Annotated in this window: 12 protein-coding genes; 8 read left to right on the top strand and 4 right to left on the bottom strand. The window is 70.3% G+C overall.

Annotation, left to right across the window (positions count from 1 at the left end; genetic code table 11):
• Positions 1-29: 29 nt before the first annotated feature.
• On the bottom strand, positions 30-2,267 hold the full coding sequence (locus OG242_RS14405) for a transglycosylase domain-containing protein (protein ID WP_405898555.1): 2,238 nt from the start codon (positions 2,265-2,267) through the stop codon (positions 30-32).
• Positions 2,268-2,786: 519 nt separating this feature from the next.
• On the opposite strand from OG242_RS14405, the gene OG242_RS14400 reads away from it, so the two are divergent.
• The gene (locus tag OG242_RS14400; protein ID WP_018520371.1) at positions 2,787-3,137 is read left to right on the top strand and encodes a WhiB family transcriptional regulator; all 351 of its coding nucleotides are present in this window, start codon (positions 2,787-2,789) and stop codon (positions 3,135-3,137) included.
• 46 nt (positions 3,138-3,183) lie between these two features.
• On the opposite strand, the gene OG242_RS14395 is transcribed toward OG242_RS14400, so the two are convergent.
• Both OG242_RS14395 and OG242_RS14390 read right to left on the bottom strand, forming a co-directional pair.
• Entirely contained in the window at positions 3,184-4,521 is a 1,338-nt protein-coding gene (locus tag OG242_RS14395; protein WP_405898554.1) for an ArsA family ATPase, read from the bottom strand.
• Positions 4,518-5,507 carry an ArsA-related P-loop ATPase gene (locus OG242_RS14390; RefSeq protein WP_405898553.1) on the bottom strand — a complete coding sequence of 330 codons (990 nt, stop codon included), beginning with the start codon at positions 5,505-5,507 and terminating at the stop codon, positions 4,518-4,520. Before OG242_RS14390 ends, OG242_RS14395 begins: the two co-directional genes overlap by 4 nt.
• A gap of 82 nt (positions 5,508-5,589) precedes the next feature.
• Between OG242_RS14390 and OG242_RS14385 the strand changes: the two genes are divergently transcribed.
• The 4 genes from OG242_RS14385 (at position 5,590) to OG242_RS14370 (ending at position 8,098) form a co-directional block, all read left to right on the top strand.
• A complete protein-coding gene (locus OG242_RS14385; protein WP_019992579.1) occupies positions 5,590-5,748 on the top strand; it encodes a DUF4177 domain-containing protein in 159 nt (52 codons plus the stop codon).
• Positions 5,748-6,218: a RidA family protein gene (locus tag OG242_RS14380; protein ID WP_405898552.1), complete on the top strand. Its 471-nt coding sequence runs from the start codon at positions 5,748-5,750 to the stop codon at positions 6,216-6,218. Before OG242_RS14385 ends, OG242_RS14380 begins: the two co-directional genes overlap by 1 nt.
• Positions 6,219-6,341: 123 nt before the next feature.
• Positions 6,342-7,271 carry an NUDIX hydrolase gene (locus OG242_RS14375; protein ID WP_405898551.1) on the top strand — a complete coding sequence of 310 codons (930 nt, stop codon included), beginning with the start codon at positions 6,342-6,344 and terminating at the stop codon, positions 7,269-7,271.
• Positions 7,268-8,098: an MBL fold metallo-hydrolase gene (locus tag OG242_RS14370; RefSeq protein WP_405898550.1), complete on the top strand. Its 831-nt coding sequence runs from the start codon at positions 7,268-7,270 to the stop codon at positions 8,096-8,098. Before OG242_RS14375 ends, OG242_RS14370 begins: the two co-directional genes overlap by 4 nt.
• Positions 8,099-8,167: 69 nt before the next feature.
• Here OG242_RS14370 and OG242_RS14365 read toward each other — a convergent pair whose 3' ends face one another.
• Complete coding sequence (locus OG242_RS14365; RefSeq protein WP_014046869.1) at positions 8,168-8,842, bottom strand: Crp/Fnr family transcriptional regulator; 675 nt, start codon at positions 8,840-8,842, stop codon at positions 8,168-8,170.
• Positions 8,843-9,095: 253 nt separating this feature from the next.
• Here OG242_RS14365 and nth point away from each other — a divergent pair, with 253 nt between their 5' ends.
• From nth to OG242_RS14350, 3 genes are all read left to right on the top strand, one after another.
• Positions 9,096-10,028: an endonuclease III gene (gene nth, locus OG242_RS14360; RefSeq protein ID WP_405898549.1), complete on the top strand. Its 933-nt coding sequence runs from the start codon at positions 9,096-9,098 to the stop codon at positions 10,026-10,028.
• 61 nt (positions 10,029-10,089) lie between these two features.
• Positions 10,090-10,926, top strand: a complete 837-nt coding sequence (locus OG242_RS14355) for an NUDIX hydrolase (RefSeq protein WP_405898548.1) — start codon at positions 10,090-10,092, stop codon at positions 10,924-10,926.
• Positions 10,927-11,014: 88 nt separating this feature from the next.
• Positions 11,015-12,220 (top strand): MarP family serine protease, encoded by a 1,206-nt coding sequence (locus OG242_RS14350; protein ID WP_405898547.1) that lies wholly within the window; start codon positions 11,015-11,017, stop codon positions 12,218-12,220.
• Positions 12,221-12,242 lie beyond the last annotated feature (22 nt).

Genomic DNA, 12,242 nt, shown 5'->3' with positions numbered 1-12,242 from the left:
CGCCCCGCCCTCGTACGTGTGACGACCGCTCAGGGGCCGTTCGTGCCGTTGTTCTGACCGCGGCCGTGGCCGTTGTTCCCGCCGAGGATGTCCGGCGGGATGGTGACGCCGGGGAACGGGTTGTCGTCGCCGGGCTTGTTGTCGCCCGGCTTCTTCTTGTCCCGGTCCTTCTTCTTGTCCTTGTCGTCCTTCGGCTTCGCCCGCGGTACGTCGACCGGGTTGAAGGACGGTGTCTCGGAGGAGCTGAGGGAGCCGGTCATCGCCGTCTTCCAGATCGGGCCGGGCAGGCAGCCGCCGCAGACCTTGTCGTAGTACTGGCCGCCGATGACGATGTCGGTCATCTTGTTCTGGTGGGCGCCGTCGCTGCCGACCCATACCGCCGTGGACAGGTTCGGCGTGTAACCGACGAACCAGACGTTCTTGCGCTCGTCGGTGGTACCGGTCTTGCCCGCGTTGTCCCGGTCGCTGAGGCCGGCCTGCGCGCCGGTTCCGTCCGCCACGACACCCTTGAGCATCTGGTTGATCGTGTCGGCCGTGTGCTCGCTCATGGCGCGGTTGCACTGCGACTTCGGTACGTCGATCGGCTTGCCGTCCGGCTTGGTGACCGAGAGGAGCGCGATCGGGGTGCAGTACGTGCCGCGGTTGGCGAAGGTCGCGTACACCGACGCCATGGCCAGCGGTGTCGACTCCTGGCTGCCGAGGGTGGTGGTGGGGATCTGGAGCAGCGGCTTGTTGTCGCCGCGGTTGTAGCCGACCTTCTTGGCCATCGCGAGCGTCTCGCAGAGGCCGGCCTTCTCCTGCAGCTTGGCGAAGTAGGTGTTGATCGACTTGCCCAGCGCGCTGGTCATGTCGAACATGCCCTTCTCGGCCTCCGTCTCGTTCTCCACGTTCCACGCCTTGTCATCGGCGGGGGCGCCTTCGCAGGTGCGGTAGGCGTCGGCGGGGAGAGTTATCGAGGAAGGGGTGTCGAAGCTCTGCGCCGGGCTGATGCCCTTCTCCAGGGCCGCTGCCGCGGTGATCGGCTTGAAGGTCGATCCCACCTGGAAGCCGGCGTAGCTGCCGCCCATCGCGTGGTCGACGGAGAGGTTCAGCATGGTCTGGTGCTTGGACCCGTCGAGGCCGTACGGCCGGGACTGGGCCATCGCCAGGATGCGGCCGGTGCCGGGCTGGACCTGGACGACCGCGTCCGCGACCTTGTCGTCCTTGTTGACCCGGGAGACCGCGGCCTCGTTGGACGCGGCCTGCGACCTCGGGTCCAGGGTCGTCTTGATGGTCAGACCGCCGGTCGCCCAGAGCTTGGCGCGCTCCTTCTCGGTCTTGCCGAAGGCCGGGTCGGTCTTGACGATCTTCGAGACGTAGTCGCAGAAGAACCCGGCGCCGCTGACGGCGGTGATGCAGCCGTTCCGCGGTCGCTTGACCTTCAGCTTGATCGGGGTGTTCTTGGCCTTGTCCGCCTGCTCCTGCGAGACCTTGCCGATGTCCGCCATCCGCTGGAGCACGGTGTTGCGGCGCTTGGTCGCTTCCTCCTTGTCGTTGATGGGGTCGTAGCGGCTGGGCGACTGCACGATGCCGGCCAGCAGCGCCGCCTCCTCAAGCTTCAGGTCCTTCGCCGACTTGGAGAAGTAGCGCTGGGACGCCGCCTCGACGCCGTACGCCTGCTGCCCGAAGAAGGTGATGTTGAGGTAGTTCTCCAGGATCTTCTTCTTGCCGAGTTCTTCCTCGACCTGGATCGCGTACTTCAGTTCCTGGACCTTGCGGCCCAGCGTCTGCTGGGTGGCCTCGGCGACCTTGGCCGGGTCGTCGCCCGCCTCCTCGACGAAGACGTTCTTCACGTACTGCTGGGTGAGGGTCGACGCGCCCTCCGCGGTGCCGCCCGCCTGAACGTTGCGGTTCATCGCGCGCAGGATGCCCTTGAGGTCGACCGCGCCGTGCTCGTAGAAGCGGGCGTCCTCGATCGCGATGATCGCGTTCTGCATGTACGGGGAGATGCTCGTCAGTGGCACCACCGTGCGGTCGCGCGAGTAGACCGTGGCGATCAGGCTGCCCTTGTTGTCCAGGATCTTGGTGCGCTGGCTGAGTGGCGGAGTCTTCAGATTGGCCGGGATCTCGTCGAACCCGTCGACCGTTCCCTTGGCGGCGAGACCCAGTGCTCCGGCGGCCGGCAGCGCGATGCCCGCCAGGACCACTCCGGAGAGTGCGGCGACACCGAGGAACTTGGCGGCCTGCTGGGTCGTCGTGAGACCCCCGCCCGAGCGCTTCTTTGGCATGGGGGCAGCCTAATCCGTAGATATGAGCGTTCCGTAGGACCGGGTGGCTCTCGGAGCGTTCCCGTACCGGACCGTGACATTCAGCGGCGGCGTGTACGCCCCGGCTCGACGGCCGGACCTGGTGGCATGGCAACGCGGGACGGCTGCGTTCCCATTCGCCGGACACAGGGATATGCCTTGGCCTAAGCTGCTCTCAACTGTCACAGCAGTCCGGTTCCGTATCAACCCCCGTGCACGATCCGGCCACCCGCGCGGCGCTCCCGAAATCGCCCCGTATGTCACCGGACGTCCGTTGTGGTTCTGGTGGACTGTCCCGGTATCGACGGTATGGTCCCGTATGTCCTCACCTCACTCCCCTGGGTGATCTGCCGCATACGCATAGTCCGTTCGGGCCATTCAAGATTGGGCCCGAAGGGGGTGTTGTGCTGTCGCCACCTTCCGTAACGTCCTCAACTGGCAGCGGTGAATATGCCGCTGCCGCCGTGGGGGAGCCTCGATTCGGGAGAGGACGGCGCCGGGATGGGCTGGGTAACCGACTGGAGTGCGCAGGCAGCCTGCCGCACTACCGATCCGGATGAACTGTTCGTACAAGGGGCAGCGCAGAACAGGGCCAAGGCGGTGTGCACCGGATGCCCGGTGCGGACCGAGTGCCTGGCCGACGCGCTGGACAACCGCGTCGAATTCGGCGTGTGGGGCGGGATGACCGAGCGGGAGCGCCGCGCACTGCTGCGCAGACGGCCGACGGTGACGTCTTGGCGCCGGCTGCTGGAGACCGCCCGCAGCGAGTACGAGCGGTCCTCGGGCATCCTGCCCGTGGCGATCGGGCTGGAGGACGACGAGCTGCACGAGACGTTCGCCGCCGTGGGATAGACCGGCGGCGCGTACGTACGTCGTACGGCTTACGAAGTACGAGGGGCTAGGCAGCTCCGGCCGGTGCGGAACCGGTCGCGAGCCGGTCCCCGATGGTGCGCAGGCCCGAGAGGTCATGGACGTCTCCGGGCAGCGCGGCCACGGCCGTCACGGCCACTTCGGGATGCCGCGCGGTGAAGCGGTCGCGGGTGTCCTGCTCGCGCGCGACCATCTGCATCCGCTCGGCATGCAGACGGAGCAGGCCGGCGGTCAGCTCTTCGGTTGTGACGGGCCGACGTGCCGCCTCGGCTTCGGGAGGGGCGGTTCCGGTGGCGTCCGTGGTGGGTGCGTGCCCGGCCGCGGGGGAGTCGGCGGGCTCACGAAGTCCAGCCTTCCCGGCCGCCTGATCCACAATGCCGCCGTTTTCAAGATTTTCTGCTTCCAGGTTTTCCGCGGCGGTCATGGCCTGCTCGGCGGAGAGCCGGGCGGCCTCACTGCCGTGGACCCGGTTGAGCACCAGCCCCGCCAGGGGCATGTTCTCAGCGGCCAGGCGTTCCACGAAGTACGCCGCTTCGCGCAGCGCGTCCCGCTCCGGCGTCGCGACGACGAGAAAGGCCGTGCCGGGCGCCTGAAGCAGTTTGTACGTGGCATCGGCCCGGGTACGGAACCCGCCGAACATGGTGTCCATCGCGGCGACGAAGGTCTGTACGTCCCGCAGGAACTGACCGCCGAGCAGCTTGCCCAGCGTCCCGGTCATCATCGACATGCCCACGTTGAGGAACTTCATCCCCGCGCGGCCGCCCATCTTCGCCGGGGCCATCAGGAGCTTGATGAACTTCCCGTCCAGGAACGAGCCCAAACGCTTAGGGGCGTCGAGGAAGTCCAGCGCGGACCGCGACGGCGGGGTGTCGACGACGATCAGGTCCCACTCCTCGCGCGCCCGGAGCTGGCCGAGCTTCTCCATCGCCATGTACTCCTGCGTGCCCGCGAATCCGGCCGACAGGGACTGGTAGAAGGGGTTCTCCAGAATCGCGCGGGCCCGTTCGGCGTCGGCGTGCGCCTCGACGATCTCGTCGAAGGTCCGCTTCATGTCGAGCATCATGGCGTGCAGCTCGCCGTCGCCCTCGATGCCCTTCACCCGGCGCGGGACGTTGTCCAGCGAGTCGATGCCCATGGACTGGGCGAGCCGGCGGGCCGGGTCGATGGTGAGGACGACGACCTTGCGCCCGCGTTCCGCGGCCCGCACCCCGAGCGCCGCCGCGGTCGTCGTCTTGCCGACGCCACCGGAACCGCAGCAGACGATGATCCGGATGTCCGGGTCGTCGATCAGGGCGTCGGTGTCCAGGGCGGGCACGGCTTCTGCACGCGTACCACCGTCCGCCCCCGCCTTCGTACGCGCTGTCATGAACCCGCCCCTCGTCCGGACTCCCCTTGTCCCGCGCCCTGTTCGCGGAGCGCGGCCGCCAACTCGTCGAGCCCGGCCCGGTCCACCCCCTCGCCGAGCAGCGGAAGCTCGTAACCAGGCAGGCCGAGGCCGGTCAGTACGGTGCGCTGCTCGCGCTCCAGGGCGACCCGCTGGGTGTGTTCGGCGGCCTGTTCGACCAGGGGGCGTACGAGCCCCGCCGAGCCGGTCACGCCCGCCCGCGTCAGCGTCTTGGCGATCTCCTTGCGCCGGCCACCCGAGGCGGCACGCAGCGCTTCCCCGTCCAGCAGCTGCGGCCGCACCATGTTCACGATGACCCGGCCCACCGGCAGTTCGGCGGCGCGCAGTTCGCCGATGCCGTCCGCGGTCTCCTGGACCGGCATCTCCTCCAGCAGGGTCACCAGGTGCACCGCGGTCTCCGGGGACTTCAGCACCCGCATCACGGCCTGCGCCTGATTGTGTATCGGGCCGATCCGGGCGAGCCCCGCCACCTCGTCGTTCACATTGAGGAAGCGCGTGATGCGGCCGGTCGGCGGGGCGTCCATGATCACGTAGTCGTAGACGAACCGGTTCTGCCGGTCCTTGCGGCGGACGGCCTCGCAGGCCTTGCCCGTCAGCAGGACGTCCCGCACGCCGGGCGCGATCGTGGTGGCGAAGTCGATCGCGCCGAGCTTCTTGAGCGCCCGGCCCGCGCTGCCGAGCTTGTAGAACATCTGGAGGTAGTCGAGGAGCGCCAGCTCCGCGTCGATCGCGAGTGCGTATACCTCGCCGCCGCCCGGGGCGACGGCGATCCTGCGCTCCTCGTAGGGGAGGGAATCCGCCTCGAAGAGCTGGGCGATGCCCTGTCTGCCCTCGACCTCCACGAGAAGGGTGCGCCTGCCCTCGGCCGCGAGGGCGAGCGCGAGGGCGGCGGCGACCGTGGTCTTACCGGTACCGCCCTTGCCGCTGACGACCTGGAACCTGCTCACGTATTCGAGCCTAACCAGTCACACCGCAGGCTACGCACGAGGCTGCGCGTGCCCGGGATCGTGCAGGCATTACAGTCGGGCCATGACCAAGTGGGAATACGCGACCGTGCCCCTTCTCGTGCACGCGACCAAGCAGATTCTGGACACCTGGGGCGAGGACGGCTGGGAGCTGGTCCAGGTCGTTCCCGGCCCGAACAACCCCGAGCAGCTCGTGGCGTACCTGAAGCGGGAGAAGCCGTAGTGGCGGGCGCCGTCGAGGCGAAGCTCGCCGAGCTGGGCCTGCCGCTGCCGGCCGTCGTACCGCCGCTGGCCTCGTACCAGCCGGCCGTGCAGTCCGGGGTGTACGTGTACACGTCCGGCCAGCTGCCCATGGTGGACGGCAAGCTCGCCGTGACCGGCAAGGTCGGCGCCGAGGTCACGGCCGACGAGGCCAAGGAGCTGGCCAAGACCTGCGCGCTGAACGCCCTCGCCGCCGTGAAGTCGGTCGCGGGCGACCTGGACCGGATCGCACGGGTCGTGAAGGTCGTCGGCTTCGTCGCGTCGGCCACCGACTTCACCGGCCAGCCCGGCGTGGTCAACGGCGCGAGCGAGCTGCTGGGCGAGGTCCTCGGGGACAAGGGTGTGCACGCCCGCAGCGCCGTGGGCGTCGCCGTGCTGCCGCTGGACGCACCGGTCGAGGTCGAGATCCAGGTCGAGCTGACCGGAGTCTGATCCGTCCCGCCTCAATCCCTGGTCCCGCCCGGTCATGACGACCGGGCGGGATCACGTGTGTACGGGGCAGGTACGGGCCGGAGGCCCCTCGAACATCGTCGCGGTTCCGGATAGCCTCCGGCCATGTCCAATGGTCAGTGGTACCCCCCGGAATGGCCCGGCCGGATCAGGGCCCTCGCCGCAGGCGAGCTGACGGCCGCCATGCCCCGGCGGGCCGCCACCGTGATGCTGCTCCGGGACGACGCCACCGGCACCGGGGGCGCGCCCGCCGTCCACATGCTGCGCCGGCGCACCTCGATGGCCTTCGCCGGAGGGGCGTACGCGTATCCGGGCGGCGGCGTCGACCCGCGCGACGACGACCGGCTCGTCGGCTGGGCCGGGCCCGCGCTGGAGATCTGGGCGCACCGGCTGGGCGTCGGTTCGCCGGCCGAGGCGCAGGCGATCGTCTGCGCGGCCGTCCGCGAGACGTACGAGGAGGCGGGGGTCCTGCTCGCCGGGCCGACGCCGGACACCGTCGTCACCGACACCACGGGCGACGACTGGGAGGCCGACCGCGCGGCGCTGGTCGCGCGGGAACTGTCATTCGCCGCGTTCCTTGAGCGGCGCGGGCTGGTGCTGCGCTCGGACCTGCTCGGCGCGTGGGCGCGCTGGATCACGCCCGAGTTCGAGCCGCGCCGCTACGACACGTGGTTCTTCGTCGCCGCGCTCCCCACGGGCCAGCGCACCCGGAACGCCTCGACGGAGGCCGACCGCACGGTGTGGATCACTCCGGGCGACGCGGCCGACGGATACGACCGGGGCGAGCTGCTGATGATGCCCCCGACCGTGGCGACGCTGCGGACACTCCGGCCGTACGGCACCGCCGCGCAGGCGCTGGAGGCGGCCGCGGACCAGGACCTGACCCCCGTACTCGCTGAGGCCCGTCTGGACGGTGGCGAGCTGGTGCTGAGCTGGCCGGGACACGAGGAGTTCACCAAGCACATTTCCACGGCCGGCCCGGGCGAAACGCCCCGCGGGCAGAAATCGGACGACGCGGCAGGCGGTGCGGCATGAGCGACGCCGCGGCACTGCCCGGACAGCCTCGCGGCGGTGTGCTGTCCGGTCCCGCCACGTCCCGTACGGTCAACGTCCTGGCGCCCAACCCCTCGGCGATGACGCTGGACGGCACCAACACGTGGATTGTCGCCGAGCCCGACTCGGACCTGGCGGTGGTCATCGATCCGGGTCCGCTGGACGATGCGCATCTGCGGGCCGTCATCGATACCGCCGAGCGGGCGGGCCGCCGGATCGCGCTGACGCTCCTCACCCACGGCCACCCGGACCACGCGGAGGGTGCGGCGCGGTTCGCGGAGCTGACGCGGACGAAGGTGCGGGCGCTCGACCCGCAGATGCGGCTCGGCGACGAGGGCCTCGGCACGGGTGACGTGATCACGACCGGCGGCCTGGAGATGTACGTGGTGCCGACGCCGGGCCACACGGCGGACTCGCTGTCGTTCCACCTGCCGGCCGACCGGGCGGTGCTGACCGGGGACACGATCCTCGGACGCGGGACGACGCTGGTGGCGCACCCGGACGGGCGGCTGGGGGACTACCTCGACTCGCTGCGGCGGCTGCGCTCGCTGACCGTCGACGACGGGGTGCACACGGTGCTGCCGGGGCACGGCCCGGTGCTGGACGACGCGCAGGGCGCGGTCGAGTTCTATCTGGCCCACCGCGCGCACCGGCTGGCCCAGGTGGAGACGGCCGTTGAATCCGGCTACCGGACCTCGTCCGAGGTGGTGGCCCATGTCTACGCCGACGTGGACCGTTCGCTGTGGCCGGCGGCCGAGCTGTCGGTGCGGGCGCAGCTGGAGTACCTGGCCGAGCACGGGCTGATCTGACGGCACATGCGTGAGGGGGCCCCGCCGATACCCGGCGGGGCCCCCTCACGCATTGCGTACGACGGTGGGTCAGCGCGAGCGCTTGGCGAGCCGCTCCACGTCCAGGAGGATCACCGCACGGGCCTCCAGGCGCAGCCAGCCGCGGCCGGCGAAGTCGGCGAGGGCCTTGTTGACCGTCTCGCGGGAGGCGCCGACCAGCTGGGCCAGCTCCTCCTGCGTCAGGTCGTGCACCACGTGGATGCCCTCCTCGGACTGGACGCCGAAGCGGCGCGACAGGTCCAGGAGGGCGCGGGCGACACGGCCGGGGACGTCGGAGAAGACCAGGTCGGACATCTGGTCGTTGGTCTTGCGCAGGCGCCGGGCGACGGCGCGCAGGAGGGCCGTGGCCACCTCGGGGCGCGCGTTGAGCCAGGGCTGCAGGTCGCCGTGGCCGAGGCCGAGGAGCTTGACCTCGGTGAGCGCGGTGGCGGTGGCGGTGCGGGGGCCCGGGTCGAAGAGCGAGAGCTCGCCGATCAGCTCGCCGGGGCCGAGGACCGCCAGCATGTTCTCGCGGCCGTCGGGGGAGGTGCGGTGGAGTTTCACCTTGCCCTCGGTGACCACATAGAGGCGGTCGCCCGGGTCACCCTCGTGGAACAGCGCGTCGCCGCGCGCGAGGGTCACCTCACTCATCGAGGCGCGGAGCTCCGCGGCCTGTTCGTCATCGAGCGCCGCGAAAAGCGGGGCGCGCCGCAGAACGTCGTCCACGAGTTCTCTCCTTGTCGGCCTGTTCAGGGAACCGTGGTCCCCATCATGCCGGACGGTAAAACAGTGCGATCAATCACAAACCAGTTTGACGCACGTGCGTCCCGAGGGGTACGGCAGGGGGCTGATTGGGGGTGGATCAATGGTGACCGGGGCGGATGTCAGTGGCGGGCTCTAGGCTGGCCGGGTGTCCAGAATGCCGGTGAGAGCGCAGGCCAAGGGGGCTGATGGAGTGTCGGAGGGCCGTGATTCCGCTGTGGGCGAACAGGGTGCGAGCAACGGGAAGAAGCTGAAGAAAACGGCGGAAAGCCGGTCCGCATCGGCGAAGAGCCGCTCCGCCGGGACCGTCGGCTCCGGATCGGCCAGGAGAGCGAAGCGGGACGGTGACGAAGCGGCCGGTGCGCCGAAGAAGAAGCCGGGGCGGCCGGAGTCGCACCTGGCCATGGTCCGCCGCGCCCGCCGGATCAACCGCGAGCTCGCCGAGGTCTACCCGTACGCCCACCCGGAGCTGGACTTCCGGAATCCGTTCGAACTGCTCGTGGCCACGGTTCTCTCCGCCCAGACCACCGACCTGAGGGTCAACCAGACGACGCCCGCCCTCTTCGCCGCCTGTCCCACCCCCGAGGACATGGCCGCCGCCGTCCCCGAGGAGCTGGAAGAGCTCATCCGGCCGACCGGCTTCTTCCGGGCCAAGGCGAAGTCGCTGCTCGGCCTGTCCGCCGCGCTCCGGGACGACTTCGGCGGCGAGGTGCCGGGGCGGCTCGCGGACCTCGTCAAGCTTCCGGGCGTCGGCCGCAAGACCGCCAACGTCGTGCTCGGCAATGCCTTCGGAGTCCCCGGAATCACCGTGGACACCCACTTCGGGCGGTTGGTCCGGCGGTGGAAGTGGACCGAGCAGGAGGACCCCGAGAAGGTCGAGGCGGAGGTCGCGGCGATCTTCCCCAAGAGCGAGTGGACCATGCTCTCGCACCGCGTCATCTTCCACGGCCGCCGTGTCTGCCACTCCCGCAAGCCCGCCTGCGGCGCCTGCCCGATCGCCCCGCTGTGCCCTTCGTACGGTGAGGGCGAGACGGACCCGGAGAAGGCCCGCACACTCCTGAAGTACGAGATGGGCGGCCGGCCGGGCCAGCGGCTGAACCCGCCGGCGGACTACCCGGGCAGCCCGGCGCCTCCGCTGGGCACCGACTGACGCGGACCGCTCTGCGGAACGAATCGCGGGTCGACAGGCGTTGTGAGACGGAGGGGTGCCCATGAAGACGCATGAATCCGGCACGGAGCAGCATGGCGAGCAGCAGTACAGCGGCCCGGAACGCGCTGACGCGCAGCGCCGTGGGGCGGGGCAGTGCGGCGGCGCGGAGTACGGCGGTGCGCGCGGCAGCCGTACGGATGTCGTGACCGCCGACGCGGACGGTGGCGGCGTGTCAGTCACCGTATCGGCCGACGGGCTGCCGGAATGGCTCGATCCGGTGGTGAGCGCCGCGCGGACCGTGCGGCCGCAGCAGCTCAGCCGCTTCCTGCCGCCCGAGAGCGGCGCGGGGCGTCAGTCCGCCGTGCTCGTCCTGTTCGGCGAGGGTGCCCGCGGACCCGAACTCCTTCTGATGGAACGGGCCGGGAGCCTGCGTTCCCACCCGGGACAGCCGTCGTTCCCCGGCGGCTCGCTCGACCCGGAGGACGGCGACCAGGCGACGACCGGGCCGCTGAGGGCCGCTCTGCGGGAGGCCGAGGAGGAGACCGGCCTCGATCCGCGCGGGGTGCAGATCTTCGGCGTGCTGCCCCGGCTCTACATCCCGGTGAGCAGCTTCGTGGTGACGCCCGTCCTCGGCTGGTGGCGTACGCCCAGCCCGGTCGGTGTCGTCGACCCCGGTGAGACGGCGCGGGTCTTCACGGTCCCCGTGGCGGATCTCACGGACCCGGCCAACCGGGCGACGGCCGTCCATCCCAGCGGCCACCGGGGTCCGGCATTCCTGGTCGAATCGGCGCTCGTCTGGGGGTTCACGGCCGGGGTGATCGACCGGATCCTGCACTTCGCGGGCTGGGAGCGCCCGTGGGACAGAGCCAGGCAGGTGCCGCTCGACTGGCGCGCATGACAGGCTGACTTCCGTGTTCCGCCGCTCCGGCCCTGCCCGGATCACGGAGACGTAGGGGCCCGGTGACGAATCTGCGAGGCTATAGACGGTGAACGTGCTGGACATCCTGCTGCTGGCCGGCGCCGTGTGGTTCGCGGTCATCGGCTACCGCCAGGGGTTCGTCGTCGGCATTCTGTCGGTGATCGGGTTCCTGGGCGGCGGTCTCGTCGCCGTCTATCTGCTGCCGGTCCTGTGGGACCAGATGACGGACGGTTCGGAGGTGTCCTCCACCGCGGCCGTCGTCGCGGTCGTCATCGTGATCGTGTGCGCGTCGATCGGACAGGCCTTCACCACCCATCTGGGCAACAAACTCCGCCGCCACATCACGTGGTCGCCCGCGCGGGCCCTGGACGCGACCGGCGGCGCCCTGGTCAACGTGGTGGCGATGCTCCTGGTCGCCTGGCTGATCGGGTCCGCCCTGGCGGGCACCTCGCTACCCACGCTCGGCAAGGAGGTGCGCAGCTCCTCGGTGCTGCTGGGCGTCTCCCGGGTGATGCCGCCCCAGGCGTCCACCTGGTTCACGGACTTCTCGTCGGTCCTCGCGCAGAACGGCTTCCCGCAGGTCTTCAGCCCGTTCGCGAACGAACCGATCACCGAGGTCAGGGCCCCCGACCCGGCGCTCGTCGGCAGCCCCGTCGCCGCGCGCGCCAAGCAGTCCATCGTGAAGGTCGTAGGCACGGCTCCGAGCTGCGGCAAGGTCCTCGAAGGCACCGGGTTCGTGTTCTCCGACCGCCGGGTGATGACCAACGCCCACGTCGTCGGCGGCGTCGACGAGCCGACCGTCCAGATCGGCGGCCAGGGACGCCTGTACGACGCCAAGGTCGTCCTGTACGACTGGCGGCGCGACATCGCCGTACTCGACGTCCCGGACCTCGACGTGAAGCCGCTGCGGTTCGCGGACACCGAGAGCGACGCGGAGACGGGCGACAGCGCCATCGTCGCGGGCTTCCCGGAGAACGGCGCGTACGACGTACGCTCCGCGCGCGTGCGGGCCCGCATCGACGCCAACGGCCCCGACATCTACCACCGGGGCACGGTCCGCCGCGATGTGTACTCCCTCTACACCACGGTCCGCCAGGGCAACTCCGGCGGCCCGCTGCTGACCCCCGAGGGCAAGGTGTACGGGGTCGTGTTCGCGAAGTCGCTCGACGACCCGGACACCGGCTACGCGCTGACGGCGGACGAGATCCGCGACGACATCACGCAGGGCCGTGCCGCCAACCAGCAGGTCGACAGCCAGGGGTGCGCGCTCTAGAGGTCTGCGGGGGGTGCCGCCC

Source organism: Streptomyces sp. NBC_00727 (assembly GCF_045161745.1).
GTDB lineage: Bacteria > Actinomycetota > Actinomycetes > Streptomycetales > Streptomycetaceae > Streptomyces.
The sequence above is the reverse complement of the archived record's forward strand: the minus strand, read 5'-3'. Positions and strand labels throughout refer to the sequence as shown.